The 14,215-nt window shown below is 60.8% G+C and carries 13 protein-coding genes and 3 tRNA genes; 11 read left to right on the top strand and 5 right to left on the bottom strand.

From position 1 onward, the window contains the following. The first annotated feature begins 12 nt into the window (after window positions 1-12). The 3 genes from V7660_RS14730 to V7660_RS14720 all read left to right on the top strand — a co-directional run bounded on the left by V7660_RS14730 (window position 13) and on the right by V7660_RS14720 (window position 2,103). On the top strand, window positions 13-993 hold the full coding sequence (locus V7660_RS14730) for a P1 family peptidase (protein ID WP_335603810.1): 981 nt from the start codon (window positions 13-15) through the stop codon (window positions 991-993). An 11-nt stretch (window positions 994-1,004) separates the two neighbouring features. Next, window positions 1,005-1,958, top strand: a complete 954-nt coding sequence (locus tag V7660_RS14725) for a serine protease (protein WP_335603809.1) — start codon at window positions 1,005-1,007, stop codon at window positions 1,956-1,958. A 68-nt stretch (window positions 1,959-2,026) separates the two neighbouring features. Then, window positions 2,027-2,103 (top strand) — tRNA-Arg (locus V7660_RS14720). Window positions 2,104-2,180: 77 nt separating this feature from the next. On the opposite strand, the gene V7660_RS14715 is transcribed toward V7660_RS14720, so the two are convergent. Further along, window positions 2,181-3,815: a BCCT family transporter gene (locus V7660_RS14715; RefSeq protein ID WP_335603808.1), complete on the bottom strand. Its 1,635-nt coding sequence runs from the start codon at window positions 3,813-3,815 to the stop codon at window positions 2,181-2,183. A gap of 252 nt (window positions 3,816-4,067) precedes the next feature. Between V7660_RS14715 and V7660_RS14710 the strand changes: the two genes are divergently transcribed. The 3 genes from V7660_RS14710 to V7660_RS14700 all read left to right on the top strand — a co-directional run bounded on the left by V7660_RS14710 (window position 4,068) and on the right by V7660_RS14700 (window position 9,197). Then, the gene (locus V7660_RS14710; protein WP_335603807.1) at window positions 4,068-6,638 is read left to right on the top strand and encodes a TonB-dependent receptor; all 2,571 of its coding nucleotides are present in this window, start codon (window positions 4,068-4,070) and stop codon (window positions 6,636-6,638) included. 86 nt (window positions 6,639-6,724) lie between these two features. Continuing rightward, a complete protein-coding gene (locus tag V7660_RS14705) occupies window positions 6,725-8,716 on the top strand; it encodes a tetratricopeptide repeat-containing sulfotransferase family protein (RefSeq protein ID WP_335603806.1) in 1,992 nt (663 codons plus the stop codon). A gap of 10 nt (window positions 8,717-8,726) precedes the next feature. Next, window positions 8,727-9,197 carry a MarR family winged helix-turn-helix transcriptional regulator gene (locus V7660_RS14700; RefSeq protein ID WP_335603805.1) on the top strand — a complete coding sequence of 157 codons (471 nt, stop codon included), beginning with the start codon at window positions 8,727-8,729 and terminating at the stop codon, window positions 9,195-9,197. A 35-nt stretch (window positions 9,198-9,232) separates the two neighbouring features. On the opposite strand, the gene V7660_RS14695 is transcribed toward V7660_RS14700, so the two are convergent. Beyond that, window positions 9,233-9,309: transfer RNA gene (locus V7660_RS14695), tRNA-Arg, on the bottom strand. 131 nt (window positions 9,310-9,440) lie between these two features. Here V7660_RS14695 and V7660_RS14690 point away from each other — a divergent pair. Continuing rightward, the gene (locus V7660_RS14690; RefSeq protein ID WP_335603804.1) at window positions 9,441-10,442 is read left to right on the top strand and encodes a TraB/GumN family protein; all 1,002 of its coding nucleotides are present in this window, start codon (window positions 9,441-9,443) and stop codon (window positions 10,440-10,442) included. A 4-nt stretch (window positions 10,443-10,446) separates the two neighbouring features. On the opposite strand, the gene hisN is transcribed toward V7660_RS14690, so the two are convergent. The 3 genes from hisN to V7660_RS14675 form a co-directional block, all read right to left on the bottom strand. After that, complete coding sequence (gene hisN, locus V7660_RS14685; RefSeq protein ID WP_335603803.1) at window positions 10,447-11,262, bottom strand: histidinol-phosphatase; 816 nt, start codon at window positions 11,260-11,262, stop codon at window positions 10,447-10,449. A 33-nt stretch (window positions 11,263-11,295) separates the two neighbouring features. Continuing rightward, window positions 11,296-11,691, bottom strand: coding sequence for a helix-turn-helix domain-containing protein (locus V7660_RS14680; protein ID WP_034816976.1), 396 nt, complete (start codon window positions 11,689-11,691; stop codon window positions 11,296-11,298). Between the two features lie 289 nt (window positions 11,692-11,980). Next, complete coding sequence (locus tag V7660_RS14675; RefSeq protein ID WP_335603802.1) at window positions 11,981-12,910, bottom strand: N-formylglutamate amidohydrolase; 930 nt, start codon at window positions 12,908-12,910, stop codon at window positions 11,981-11,983. Between the two features lie 160 nt (window positions 12,911-13,070). Between V7660_RS14675 and cpdR the strand changes: the two genes are divergently transcribed. From cpdR to V7660_RS14655, 4 genes are all read left to right on the top strand, one after another. Beyond that, window positions 13,071-13,430, top strand: coding sequence for a cell cycle two-component system response regulator CpdR (cpdR, locus tag V7660_RS14670; protein WP_035554241.1), 360 nt, complete (start codon window positions 13,071-13,073; stop codon window positions 13,428-13,430). Beyond that, window positions 13,430-13,750 (top strand): hypothetical protein, encoded by a 321-nt coding sequence (locus V7660_RS14665; RefSeq protein WP_335603801.1) that lies wholly within the window; start codon window positions 13,430-13,432, stop codon window positions 13,748-13,750. The genes cpdR and V7660_RS14665 overlap by 1 nt, the downstream gene beginning before the upstream one ends. Window positions 13,751-13,794: 44 nt before the next feature. Continuing rightward, window positions 13,795-13,869 (top strand) — tRNA-Val (locus V7660_RS14660). Between the two features lie 64 nt (window positions 13,870-13,933). Further along, window positions 13,934-14,209 carry a hypothetical protein gene (locus V7660_RS14655; RefSeq protein WP_335603800.1) on the top strand — a complete coding sequence of 92 codons (276 nt, stop codon included), beginning with the start codon at window positions 13,934-13,936 and terminating at the stop codon, window positions 14,207-14,209. Window positions 14,210-14,215: the final 6 nt, after the last annotated feature.

Below are 14,215 nucleotides of genomic sequence, written 5' to 3'. Positions count from 1 at the left end.
GGGCGACAGCTTATGGCGAAACCAGGCGCAAGAAACACCATTGCCGACGTGCCGGGCATAAAGGTTGGGCAGGCAGAGGATGCCAGCGTCCGCACAGGCGTCAGCGTGATTGTGCCGGACGCGCCAGCGATTGCAGCTGTGGCCGTCTCCGGTGGGGGACCGGGTACGCGCGAAACGGACCTCCTGTCTGCCGGCATGCTGGTCGATGGCATCGATGCCATCTGCCTGTCAGGCGGTAGCGCCTTTGGGCTGGCGGCTGCGGACGGTGTCGCATCCGGGCTGAAACAGGAAGGCCGAGGCTTTGCGCTCGTCCCCCTGACCAGCGTGCCGCGGACGCCCATTGTGCCTGCGGCGATCCTCTACGACCTCGCCAATGGTGGCGATAAATCCTGGGGCGACGTCTCTCCTTATGCGGCGCTTGGTCTCACCGCTTATCGCGCGCGTGGAACGGATGTGCCGCTTGGCCGGACGGGCGCGGGCTATGGCGCCCGGGCAGGGGCCTTTGCCGGCGGGACGGGTTCTGCCAGCATCGTGACGCATGACGGCATCACGGTCGGGGCACTTGCGGGTGTGAACTGTTTCGGGTCGGCTTACATGCCCGGAACGGACGCTTTCTGGGCCTGGCCCTTCGAGGTCGATGGCGAATTCGGCGGCAAGCGCCCGCCGGAAGATTATGCTGCCGACGCCGAGGATTGGGGGGCCGCCAAGGCCAATCCAGCGCTCGGTCAGAACACGACAATTGCCTGCGTTGCCACAGACGTCATCCTGACGGCCAGTGAAGCCAAGCGGGTCGCGCAGATGGCCTTGTCCGGCTTCTCCCGCGCCATCCGGCCTGTCTTCGCACCCTTTGACGGGGACGCACTTTTCGTGATGTCGTCGGGCCGGATTGCCTCGCAGGAGAAGCGTGCCATACTTGTCGCAAGGATCGGAGAATTGGCGGCCTCCACGCTTTCCCGGGCAATCGCACGGGGCGTGTTTGAAGCCAATCGCTGACGGGGGACGATATGGGGCTGGGGTGGAAAATTGGACTCGGTGCGGGGCTGTTGGCGCTTGCCACGGCCTGTGTGGTCGGCGGCGAAGATGCAGACCCGGCGGATTGGCCGGGCATGGCCTCACTACAGGCGCTGCAAGGCCGGTCGGTCTATCACGAGTGTGGCGCGACCATGATTTCTCCGGAATGGGCGATCACAGCCGGACATTGCGTTGAAGGCATCCGCGTCGAGAGCAATGGGCGCGCTGCGCAGTATTTCCCCGATGCGACGGGACGGACGATGGAGCGGTTTGGCCCTGTCGGGCTTGCCATTGGTCGCGGCTCCCTGATGGATGTTCCTTCCAGGGCCCTGTTCCCTGTGTCCGAGGTTGTCCTGCATCCGGACTATGATTCCGGCAATCCTGAGCGGGGACATGATCTGGCGCTGTTGCGCATCGAAGGTCGCTGGGATGGGGAGGTCGCGCCACTGGAGGGGCTGACGGCGGGGGCGGTCGATACGACCGGATCCTATGCTGACACGCTGGTGGCCGGATATGGCAAAATCGGCGAGACCGCGCAGAGCGAAGACGGGACGAGCCGTACCGGACGCCACGTGACGGCGCCGAGCCTGATCCTGCAAGAGGGGTATGTGCCGTTGGTCGACGTGGAGGATTGCCAGAAGCAGACTGCTGCCCGCATCGCGGATTATGGACTTGAGGATGATCTTGCCGGGGTGGCGGTCGATCCGGCGACGCAGATTTGTGCTGGCGCGGGCGGCGTGGATTCGTGCCAGGGGGACAGCGGCGGCCCCCTCATGCTCCGCAATTATGAGGACGGTCCTGTCCAGATCGGAGTGGTCAGTTGGGGGCTGGGATGTGCCCGTCCGGACAGCCCCGGAATCTATATGCGGGTCAGTGCATATTCAGGCTGGATCAGCACGGTTACGGGCATTGCGCCGGTTGCTGGAAAGCCCACTGCAGAGGAATGACAGTTCCGTGGCAAACAGGCTTGCATCCCCCGATTCCTCACTGTATGTGTCCGCCTTCATCAAGGCAGGCACCCGTAGCTCAGCTGGATAGAGCACCAGACTACGAATCTGGGGGTCGGGCGTTCGAATCGCTCCGGGTGTGCCATCTCTTCCCTTGATTTGTTCCCAAAACAGACCTGATCCGCGCCCCTAGAGCACGTGGCGTATGATGCCATGACTGGTCTAAAGCCCGGTGGCGTCGCTCTCATTCATGCTGCGATATTCGTCCCGCATGCCAATATAGAGGCTGAGGCAACAGGTCAGCAGGATCAGCGTGAAGGGCAGGGCGGCGGTGATCGTGCCCGCTTGTAGCGACTGCAGCACGTCTGTGCCGCCGCCATAGAGCAGGGCCGAAGCCGTCAGGCCGATCAGGCAGGCCCAGAACACACGCTGGCGGCGGGGAGAATCGGTCTTGCCTCCGCTGGTGATCGTGTCGACGACCAATGCGCCGGAATCGGCCGAGGTCACGATGAACACGACCAGAAGCAGAATGGCCGCCGTGGATGTGATGGCGGAAAGCGGCAGATCGGCGAGCATCTGGAACAGGACAAGCGAGGCGCTGCTCATGCCCTCGCCGAGTTCGCCCTCGCCGGTCTTGAACTGGGCGATCGCTGTCTTTCCGAATGCCGTGAACCAGATGATGCCGATGGTGACAGGCGCAAACAGGACGACCGCGAAATACTCCCGGACCGTCCGGCCCTTCGAGATGCGCGCAATGAACATGCCGACGAAAGGCGACCAGGAAATCCACCAGGCCCAGTAGAAAATGGTCCAGTCATGGAACCAGGCGATGTCGGTACGGCGCACCCAATTGGTCAGCGCCGGTGTGTCGGTCATGTAGGCGAGAAGGTTTTCGCCCATCCCGGTAAAGATCAGGATGGTCGGGCCGGCAATGATCACGAACAGCAAGAGGGCAAAAGCGATGCCCATATTGATATTGCTGAGCAGCTTCACGCCGCCATCCAGGCCGCGCAGCACGGACAGGACCGCAAGCCCTGTCATCACGGCGATCAGCAGGATCTGGATGCCCACATTCGGTTCGAAGCCGAGCAGATAGGCGAGGCCGCTGGTGGCCTGCGTGGCCCCGATCCCAATTGTCGTGGCGAGCCCGAAAACCGTCGAGACGACGGCGAACAGGTCGATGATGTGTCCCGGCCAGCCCCAGACGCGCTCTCCCAGAAGGGGATAGAAGGCCGACCGGATGCTGAGCGGCAGGCCTTTATTGTGGGCAAAGAAACCGAGCGCGAGACCGACAATGGCATAGATAGCCCAGGGGGCGAGGCCCCAATGGAAGATGGTTGCGCTATAGGCAAGGCGTTCCGCTTCGGCTGAAAGGGGGTCGGCATCCAGCGGCATGCCGTACCAGTCAGTATAATAGGCGAGCGGCTCAGCCGCGCCATAGAACATGAATCCGACGCCTACGCCTGCGGCGAACAGCATGGCCACCCAGGACATGATGGTGAAATCCGGTGTCGCCGTCGGCCCGCCCAGCCGGATCTTGCCGAGCGGACTGATGGTCAGGGCGATGCAGAAGAAGAAGACGAGGACAGCCGTCAGGGCGAAGAGCCAGTCCGCGCTTTGCAGTGTCCATGTGCGGGCGGCGGTCAGGTATTCGGAAGAAATGTGCGGAAACAGGAGGCTGATGCCTGAAAAGACAATGATCAGGCCCGCGCTCAGGAAAAAGACCGGATTATGAATGTTGAGCCCGGCGACTTCGATATTGTCCTGTCCGATTTCGTAGTCGGTTTCGTATACGAAAAGAGCCTCTTCATCCTCGGTGATAAGGGCAGAAGGCGTGTCGGAAGTATCTGTGTCCATGCCGGGCTTCTGCCGCAAATCCGTCGATTATCAAAGCATTGATCTGAGGAAATCTGCGCGTCCGAAGCAAGAAGTGCGCTCTTGATGCAACACATTCTACGAGTTTGGCGTGCGTGACAGTTCAATGACCGGGCAAAACCTTTCTATGATCGAAATAACCTAGTAGGCCGGACGCATCGAGCAGCCATTAGTTCCGAGCTGCGCCGCAATTCCTGGCGCGCCATGGCTGGAGACGACCCAAAGGGAAGACCTATGAACAAACTCAAGTACGGGGCCTCGCTGATTGCGATGGCCGGACTCGTTGCGCCGCTTGCTCTGGCGCAGGACGCTCCGGCGGAGCCGGCAAGCGCAAAACGCCTTCAAACGGTGACCATTACCGCCACCAAGCGGACAGAAAGCGCGCAGGACGTGCCGGTTGCTGTTACGGCACTTGGCGAACAGCAGCTCCGCGAACTCGGCGTGAAGAATTTCTCCGATTATCTGGTCCAGCTGCCGGGGGTCACGGCAGGCGGATCCGGCCCCGGCCAGAACACGATCTATATTCGCGGCCTCGCCTCAACGACGCCAAACCTGACGGTTGCCGGCGTCGCCGGTCTCGCGCCAAATGTCAGCTTCTATCTCGACGAACAGCCGCTGGCCCAGCCGGGCCGGAATTTGGATGTCTATGCCGCCGATATCGAGCGCGTCGAGGTCCTGTCCGGGCCTCAGGGCACGCTGTTCGGCTCCAGCTCGCAGGCCGGTACGGTCCGCATGATCACGAACAAGCCATCCTTCAGCGGCTTTGATGCGGGTTTCAGCGCGTCGACATCATTCACCGATGGCGGCGAGATGAGCAACAGCGTCGAAGCGATGATCAACGTTCCCGTCAATGACAAGCTGGCCCTGCGCGGTGTCGTCTATAATGACACCCAGGGCGGCTATATCGACAATGTCGGTGGCATGCTGTCGGTTCGGGATTCTGCCCGTTTCCGCTCTGAGGGCACCGTTCGGGCCAATGGCGTTCCAGTCAGCGCGCAGCGCGAGGGTTTCCAGGCAGGCGCGGACCTGTCCGGCGTCAACTTTATCGACGCCAACAACAGCAACATTGTCGAAAATGACATCAATGATGTCACCTATCAGGGCTTCCGCCTGAGCGGCATGTACGAGATCAATGAAGACTGGGACCTGCTGATTACGCATGCTCAGCAGCAGATCGAATCCGATGGTGTCTTCGCCGCCGATCCAGAGCTGGATGATTACGATATTGTCCGCTTCACGCCTGAGAACATCGAAGACAAGTTCCACAACACCTCGTGGACGCTGGAAGGCCGCCTCGGCGCGCTCGAAGCGCTCTATACAGGCGCGTACACGGACCGCACTACGGACCAGACGGTCGACTATTCCGACTATCTCTTCGTCGGCCAGTACCTGCCTTACTATATCTGTGACTACTCGGTCACCTATCCGGCCGGTGCGCCGACGGGCAATTGCTATGCGCCGAACCTGTTCGTGAATTCGCACAGTGAGACGAAGGTGCAGACGCATGAGCTGCGCTTCAACACGCCCAGCGAGAATCGCTGGCGCGCCACCTTCGGCGCCTTCTACAGCGATCTGGAACTGGCGGAGCGCAACGACTTTACCTATCCGGGCTCAACGCAAGTTGCCTATACGGATGGCACAATTGGCTTTGCGCCAAACTATCCACTGACAAATGTGGATGCTGTCGGTCAGATCGGAAGCGTGTATCCTGGCTATTACAGCGATGCCGGTCCGTTCCCGGAAGGCGTGATCTTCCGCAATGATATCCTGCGGACCGATCAGCAGATGGGTCTGTTCGGGGAAACGACGTTCGACATTTCCGATCAGTTCGCCCTTACGGTTGGTGCGCGCTATTATGATGTCGAAGTCGATCTGGAAGGCAGCGCCAATTCGTCCTTCTACAATCTGTTCACGGAAAGCGACCAGCAGGTCTTCGGAACGAACATTTCGTTCATCTATGGCCCGGACGGTCCTGCAGAGGCGCCGGACAAGGCCTCGACCGACGGCATGATCTACAAGATGACCGGGGAATGGACGCCAACCGATGACGTCATGTTCTACGCCACGTATTCCGAAGGCTTCCGTGCCGGCCTGCTGAACCGTCCAGGCGGTGCATCCGGCCCAGGCAGCTACACAGTGCCATATGCGGTCGATACGGACGAAGTGAAGAATTACGAACTCGGCTGGAAAACCGAACTGTTCGACAATTCGCTGCGCTTCAACGGATCGGCTTTCTTCGTAGACATCGAAGGTCTGCAGACCACAATCTTCGACCCCTCGATCGTGAATCTGTTCTTCTCCGACAATGCGGCCAATGCCGAGATCCAGGGCCTCGAAGGCGATTTCACCTGGGCACCGGCCTCGGTTGACGGCCTGACCATTGCGGGCGCGTTCTCGTTGCTGGATACGGAAATCACCGAAGTGCTCGTTCCGACAGATGATGTCGTGGAGGGGTCCGACCTTGCCTTCGCGCCGGCCTATCAGGGCAATCTGCGGGTTCGGTATGAATGGGACCTCGAGCAGGAAGTGGCCGGTCAGCGCCTCACCGCGCATGTCATGCCGCAGATCGTGTTCTCCGACGACTCCGTCAGCGATGTCATCGAGATCAACAAGATGGACCTTGATGGCTATGTCACCCTGGGCGGCTCTATGGGCGTTACGGGCGACAATTGGGGCGCGGAGATCTTCGCCTCGAACCTGACGAATGAATATGCCGAGCTCAGCGGCAGCTTCGTTTATGACCGCGAACGCATCACGCCGATGCGCCCGCGCACGATCGGGATCCGCGTCTCCTACGACTACTAGGACACAGGCGCCTACTTGATACAGACACAGCGCCCTGACAGGTTCAGGGCGCTGTTTTCATTTTGACTGGAGCTTTACGCCACGCCATGACCGCCACGGCCGATCCGGACCTCGCCCTTCGGGACGCGCAAAAAGCCATTCAGGCAGGCGACTTCGCTGCCGCCGCGCGGATCACCGATACAATTCTGGCAGGCGATCCCACTCACAAGGATGCGCTATACATGGCGGCGGTCTGCGCGCGCTATGAGGGCCGTAGCGCCGACGCTCTTGCACATCTTGCAACCCTGAAGGCGGTATCTCCGGATTTCGGCCGGGCCTATCAGGAAGAAGGTCACCTCAAACGAAAGCTCGGAGATATGCCCGGTGCCATCGGCGCATATGAGCGCGCAACGCGCTACAACCCGGCGCTCATTGCCAGCTGGTCTGCGCTGGGCGACTTGTACCAGCAGGCGGGCAATAACGACGCAGCCAGCAATGCCCGCGCGCAGACTGAGCGAGTCCGCGCTCTGCCGCGTGACCTGCAAGCCGTGACCAATCATATTCATGAAGGCCGCGTCTTTCGCGCCGAGGAAATCGCGCGTGCGTTTCTTCAGCGTCACCCGACCCATGTCGAGGGCATGCGTTTGCTGGCTGATATCGGCTCGCGTCTAGGCGTCCAGGAAGATGCAGACTTCCTGCTGGAAAGTGCCGTCGATCTCGATCCCGATAATATCCAGCTCCGGCTCGACTATATCCAGGTGCTGCGCAAGCGGCAGAAATTCGCCGAGGCGCTTGAGCAGGCCAAAGTGCTGATGGCGCGCGACCCGGACAATCCCTTGTTCCAGTCGCACTTTGCTATCGAAAGCATGCAGGCGGGCGACTATGAAACGGCGCTGGATTATTTTGAGCGCGTTCTCGAGAAAATTCCGAACGATCCGGCCACGCTTGTCTCACGCGGACATGCCCTGAAGACCTATGGGCGTACGGAGGATGCGATCGCCTCCTACCAGGCTGCAACCGAGATTGCGCCGGGGCAGGGGGATGCCTGGTATGGTCTCGCAAATTTGAAGACCTATACATTCGGCGATGATGAACTTTCCCGGCTCGAGGCTCAGTTCGCGGCGCCGGACATTGACCACATGTCCCGCATCCACATCGCCTTTGCCCTTGGCAAGGCGCAGGAAGATCGCGGCAATCATGACGCCGCCTTTACGGCCTATGCACAAGGCAATGCACTGAAGCACCAGACGGTGCGCTACACGACCGAGCAGATGCATGCCGAGTTCGACGCGCAGAAAGCCATCTGCACGGCCGATCTGTTCGAGGCCCAGGGCGGGAAAGGGTGCGCTGCACCGGACCCGATCTTCATTCTCGGTCTGCCGCGCGCCGGCTCAACCCTGATCGAACAGATTCTTGCCTCGCATCCCGACGTGGACGGAACGCTGGAGCTGCCCAATATCCTGTCGCTCGCCCACCGCCTGCGCGGGCGCAAGCAGCTGACGGATCGGGAACGCTATCCCCGCATCCTGCATGAACTGCCAGCGGAGGAGTTCAAGGCGCTTGGCGAGGAATATATCGAAACGACGCGCATCCACCGTCAGGGCGCGGCCTTCTTCACCGACAAGATGCCGAACAATTTCCGGCATATCGGCCTGATCCATCTGATCCTGCCAAATGCCAGGATCATCGACGCCCGGCGCAACCCGATGGATTGCTGCTGGTCCGGCTTCAAGCAGCTGTTCGCGGAAGGCCAGGAATTCACTTACAGCCTGGACGATATCGGCAATTATTATCGCGGCTATGTCGACCTGATGGCGCATTGGGACAGCGTCCTGCCAGAGGGGCGCATCCTGCGGGTCCAGCATGAAGACGTGCTCGATGACCTCGAAGGCCAGGTACGGCGTATCCTCGACTATTGCGGCCTGCCCTTCGACCGGGCCTGTGTCGACTTTCACAAGACTGACCGGGCTGTGCGCACGGCGAGCTCCGAACAGGTACGCCGCCCGATCAACAAGAGCGGACTTGAACAATGGCGCCCCTATGAGGCACACCTTCAGCCTCTGAAAGCCGCGCTGGGGCCAGACCTCGCGCCTGAATAGGGTTTCTCATGTGAGCACACGGTCCGATGATGCCTTGATTGCGCTGCGCAAGATCCAGCGCATGACCGAACTCGCCTCCAAACGCCTTGCCCAGACGGCCGGGCTGACCCCGTCGCAATTGACGGTGTTGCGTATGCTGGACGAGCAGGGGGAGGTCTCCGCCGGCCATGTCGCGGAGGGAACTCAGCTCAAGCACGCCACCATCACCAGCCTCGTCGACAAACTGGAAGCGCGCGGCCTGATTGCCCGGCGCCGCTGTGACACGGATCGCCGCCGGGTCTGGCTGAACCTCTTGCCGGAGGGAAAGGAGGCGCTGTCTGTCGCGCCGGACCCGCTGCACGAGACCTTTGCAGTGCGTTTCGACACGCTGCCAGACTGGGAACAAGCCATGCTCGTCGCCGCCCTCGAACGCGCCGCGGGCCTCCTCGACGCCGAGGCGCTTGATGCCGCACCATATCTGGATGTTGGGGAATTGGGCTGATCGAGACCGTGGGTGCGAACAATTAACCGGGAATATGGCGCACCCAAGAGGATTCGAACCTCTGACCTCTGCCTTCGGAGGGCAGCGCTCTATCCAGCTGAGCTATGGGTGCAAACCGAAGCCGGTGAATACGGCAAGCTGCCGCCGAGTGCAACGCCGGAATGCGGTTTGCGTGGCGCTCGGCGCTTGCGCCTCGGTCCGATTGGGATAGGTCTGGAACAGACATAATTTCAGGAGTCAGAGATGCGGAAGTTTTCCACTGTCATGACAGGGGCAGCGATGGCGCTGCTGCTCGGCGTTACGGCCTGTGGGCCTGATGAAGGGGCCGAAAAGCCAATTTCGCGAGACGAGGGCGCCGACCGCGCCGCGCAGCTGGAAGCCCAGAAAGCCGCCTATGAAGACGCCCTGGCTGAAGCCGAGGCGTCTCGCGGGGCAGGGGAGCCCGCGCTCTGGACGCTCAGTGACGAAGACACGACGCTCTATATTTTCGGCACAGTGCATTTGCTTCGCCCGGATCTGGATTGGCGCAGTGACGAGATGGATTCCGCCTTTGCCGAGGCCGACACAATCGTGTTTGAAGCAGATGTAACGAGCCAGGCGGCCGCTTCCGAAATGATGAAATTCATTTCGAACGAAGGTATGCTCGAAGGCGGCCAGCAATTGTCGAGCCTGCTCAGCGAGTTGGAGCGTGCCGAATTGCAGAAGGCGCTGGACCATGTCGGCCTGCCGCTCGGCGCGATAGAGCCGTTCCGGCCCTGGTGGGCGGCGGTCAATCTGTCCGTGCTGCAGATCAAGAAAGAGGGCTTCGACCCGAATTCCGGCGTTGAGACCGTGCTGGGCGCTGAGGCGCGCGCGGCGGGCAAGTCATTTGCCTATCTGGAGACGATTGACGAGCAGCTTGGCCGGCTTGCCAACATGCCGACCGACGTTCAAGTGGATTTTCTGGTCAGCTCTGCGGAGTCGATCGAGGAAGGCGGCGACGTGCTCGACACGCTGGTCTCCGAATGGGTCGATGGCGATGTGCATGGCATTGGCCTGCTCATGTCCAATCCGGACATGATGGGCTCAGACGAGGTTTATGAGGCGTTGTTGAAATCGCGCAACGAAGTTTGGGTCGGAAAGATCGAAGCCATGCTGGATGAGCCCGGCACGCGGTTGATCGCGGTGGGCGCTGGCCATCTGGCGGGTGAAGACAGCGTCATCGAGATGCTGGAAGCCAAAGGATATGAGGTCGAGGGCCCCTAGGCGCTCAAGTGTCGGCGGATCGCCGGAGCGCCAGCAGGGCCTGTTCGAGGATTTCCGCGCTGGCGCAGCAGACGATCTGGCCCCCGAGCTTCGGCGGATTGCCGCGCCAATCTGTAGCGAGGCCGCCTGCGCCGCGTACCACGGGGATCAGCGCGGCCACATCCCATGCCTTCAGGCTGCTTTCCGCCACAAGATCGATCGTGCCAGCGGCGAGCCGGGCATAGGCATAGGCATCAAGGCCATAGCGGCTGATCCGGGCGGTGGCACGCAAATGCGTCCAGGCGCCCTGTTCGGCCGGGTTCAGGATGAATGGATCCGTCGTGGAGATGACCGCTTCGCGCAGATCGCGGCAATCAGACACCCGGATCGGGCTTTGCTCGCCCGCATGCTGAAGAGCTGCGCCGCCCGGCCAGCCGAGATAACGCTCGTCCAGAACCGGCTGGTCAATGATGCCGATGAGGGGCGTGCCGGCTTCGTCACACAAGGCGATCAGCGTCGTCCAGGTCGGCAACCCGCCCACGAAGGCGCGCGTGCCATCAATCGGGTCGAGCAGCCAGGTGAACCCGTTCTTCGAGGGTTTAGCGGGAAATTCCTCGCCGATGATGCCATGATCAGGCCGCTCCGCCTCGATCAGGGCGCGCATAGCGGTTTCGGCGCCCGTATCGGCGGCCGTGACCGGGTCAAACATGGCTTGGGCGGTGGTGATCTTGTTGTCGACCGCATCCAGCGCACGAAAATGCGGCCGGATGGCTGTCCAGGCCGCATCTGCGAGACGGCCTGCGAAGGCCAGCTCATCTTCAAGGGAGAAGGAATTTGTCATCCGGGCAGGGCTTGCCCCGCCCGGCAGAGGTCGTCAAGCGACGCCTGTACTGCTCGTGTCGCCTTCCAGCGCCTTGGCCAGTTCCAGCAGGCGTTTGCGCGGGCGTTCGCCGAGGCGGTAATAGGCGCGGACCAGTTCCAGCGTCTCTTTCTGTGAGAGGATGTCGCCTTCCATGCGTTCGGCATCATTGGCGGCGTCCGGAGCGTCGGCAGCGGGAATGCCATCAAAGAAATACTGCACCGATACGTTCATGGCCTTGGCCAATTCGTAGAGGCGAGATGCCGTAATGCGGTTCGCGCCGCACTCATATTTCTGGATCTGTTGGAAACGCACACCCACCTGGCTCGCAAGGTCCTGCTGGGTCATGCCAAGCAGTCGGCGGCGGCGGCGAAGGCGTTTGCCCACGTGCAGGTCTGTTTCATCAGCCATGTTCAGCTCCTTGCGCATGGGACCGGTATCAGTCCCAAAACGGGATGTTCGGACTGGTCCTACGCAAACGGCGTGCCGATAAGCAGATTTGCCTAAAATTTGGGCTGGTTTTCAAAAATGCAGACTTTTACGAATTCAACTGTTGCGTTTTGTGCGCCGCAACATAAATCTGGTCATGCACTCCGGTGCAGACGCCTCTGGCGTTTCCTCCCTTTGACCTTGGCCGCGCTCTCGTAGCGCGGCCTTTTTTTTGAAAACAAGGCATTGGAGTAGGTGGGGGTCCGTCAGATCAACGTTGGCCGATCTGGTCTGCCACTGAGAGGATCTCGTCGACAATGCCGGCCAGGGTCTGCTGCAACTGCTCAAAGCCCGAATTCGTCGCCACGGCCTGCTCATCCATATAGAGACCGCGATTGATCTCGATCTGGACAGCATGGAAGTCGCGTTTGGGCCGACCATAGCGGCGTGTCGTATAGCCGCCGGCATAGGGGGCATTGCGCGCCACGCTGAATCCGTGCGCCCGGAATGCCCGCTCAATCCGTCCGGTCAGGCGTGGGTCACAGCTGGAGCCGAACCGATCGCCCAGCACGATGTCTGCCAGGTTTCGTCGTCCGGGCTGGACGCTGGGCATGGAGTGACAGTCGATCAGGAAAGCGCGGCCATTGCGTTCTTTCAGACTGCCAAGCTCTGTCGCGAGGCATTGATGGTAGAGGTCGTGGATGCCGGACAGGCGCGCTTCGCCCTCCGCGCGGGTGAGGCGGCGGCCATAAATGGTTTCTCCCCGGGCCGCGACGCGGGGCAGGCAGCCCAGCCCGGCATCGACCCGGGCGGTCGGCATGCCGCATGGGCGAGGGACGCCGTCGCTGAACATGTCCGGGTCCAGTTCCCTTGGGTCCCGGTTGAGGTCTGCGACCGTGCGGGCGTATTTCGCCGCAACAAGGATGCCGCCCTTGTGAGGGACTGCGCGAAACAGCTCATCTACAAACGCATCTTCCGTCCGGCGAACGGTCTCGAGGGGCACACAGAGGGCCTCGCGCATGTCGCCCGGATAGAGGCTGCCGGAATGCGGCGACGCAAAAACAACCGGCGCAGACATTTTTTCCGGTATTTCTAGCCGATAGGGGATTTCATACCCAACCATCGTCGACGCGCTCTCCGGCAGAAGGGGCGACCGCTCAAAATGTTCAGGCCTGTCAAGAAATTGGGGGGCGTCTGTCATCCACCACATCGTTTCCCTGTTTGCCTGAAGGTCAAGCCTTTTTGCCGATCACCGGACAGTTGCGGCGCAAATTTACGGCTTTGCCCGGCTGCGTATTCACGCCTGATTTACCGAACTAGGTCTTTATGCTTAGGGTTCTACCGAGAAGAGGGCTTTCCGCGTGACCAAGATATTGCTGGCCGAAGATGATGACTCCATGCGCATGTTCCTGGCCGCTGCCCTGCGCCGCGCCGGGCACGAAATCCAGGACTATGCCGACGGTGAAAGTGCCCTGTCTGCGCTCGAACGGGAAGTCTTCGACCTGCTGCTGACCGATATCGTCATGCCGGGCCTGGATGGCATCGAACTCGCGCGCCGCGGCGCCGAACTGGACCCGGCCATGAAGATCGTCTTCATCACGGGATTTGCGGCCGTGGCACTGTCCTCCGGGGCGCCGACCCCTGCTGGCGCCAAGGTGCTGTCAAAGCCGTTCCATCTTCGCGAGATCGTCGACGAAGTCGACAAGGTGATGGCGGCCTGATGGGGGAGGGCTCTGACATTGAGCCTCCCAAGCTGCTGAAATCCATATCCCATGATGCTGGCCGGCATTTCTTCGATGCGCCAGCAGCCATGAGCCTCGACGACTGCATTTTGCGCCTTTCCACCCTTGAGGGTCTGAACATCGTCTCCCTGACGCCCTCGGAACTTGGCCACTGGTTTTCATTCCAGTTGGAAGAGCATGCATTTTCTGCAAATGACCCGTTTGGGGAGGTCTGGTTTTTCGCTGAAGATCCCGAAACGCCGGAGCCAATACTGCAGAAAATTGCCCTCTGCGTCGTTACACCGCCAAACCCGTCTTGACGGCGCGCGCCGAATTATCCATTACCCCTGCTTCCGAATGGATCGGGCGGTTAGCTCAGTGGTAGAGCACTACGTTGACATCGTAGGGGTCACAAGTTCGAACCTTGTACCGCCCACCATTCCGAAGTCTTTCGAAACCTCCTGAAGCCTGCCGCGTTATTTCAAAAATGACGGGATGTTTCCATGATTGATCCAGATTTGCCGGACGCCGATATGTTTGTCGTCTATTACACGGGCGGGAAAATGCTGCAGGCCTCCAATATCTCTCTGATGACCCGGAAGCTGGATGAACGTCTGTTTCTTGTTTCAACGCCGGAGACGCAGGCCAGGCTCTACCACCACGTCAAACGCCTCGCCCAGCCGGACGCCCTGTTCGTTGGTCGCCTGGACTCCCTGCCCAAATTCAAAGGCATGGAAGAAGGCACCACGAAATGGGTCCGCCGTGTAATGGACACATAAAAAAGG

Origin of the sequence: Hyphomonas sp., assembly GCF_036964145.1 — a bacterium.
Taxonomy (GTDB): domain Bacteria; phylum Pseudomonadota; class Alphaproteobacteria; order Caulobacterales; family Hyphomonadaceae; genus Hyphomonas.
The sequence above is the reverse complement of the archived record's forward strand: the minus strand, read 5'-3'. Positions and strand labels throughout refer to the sequence as shown.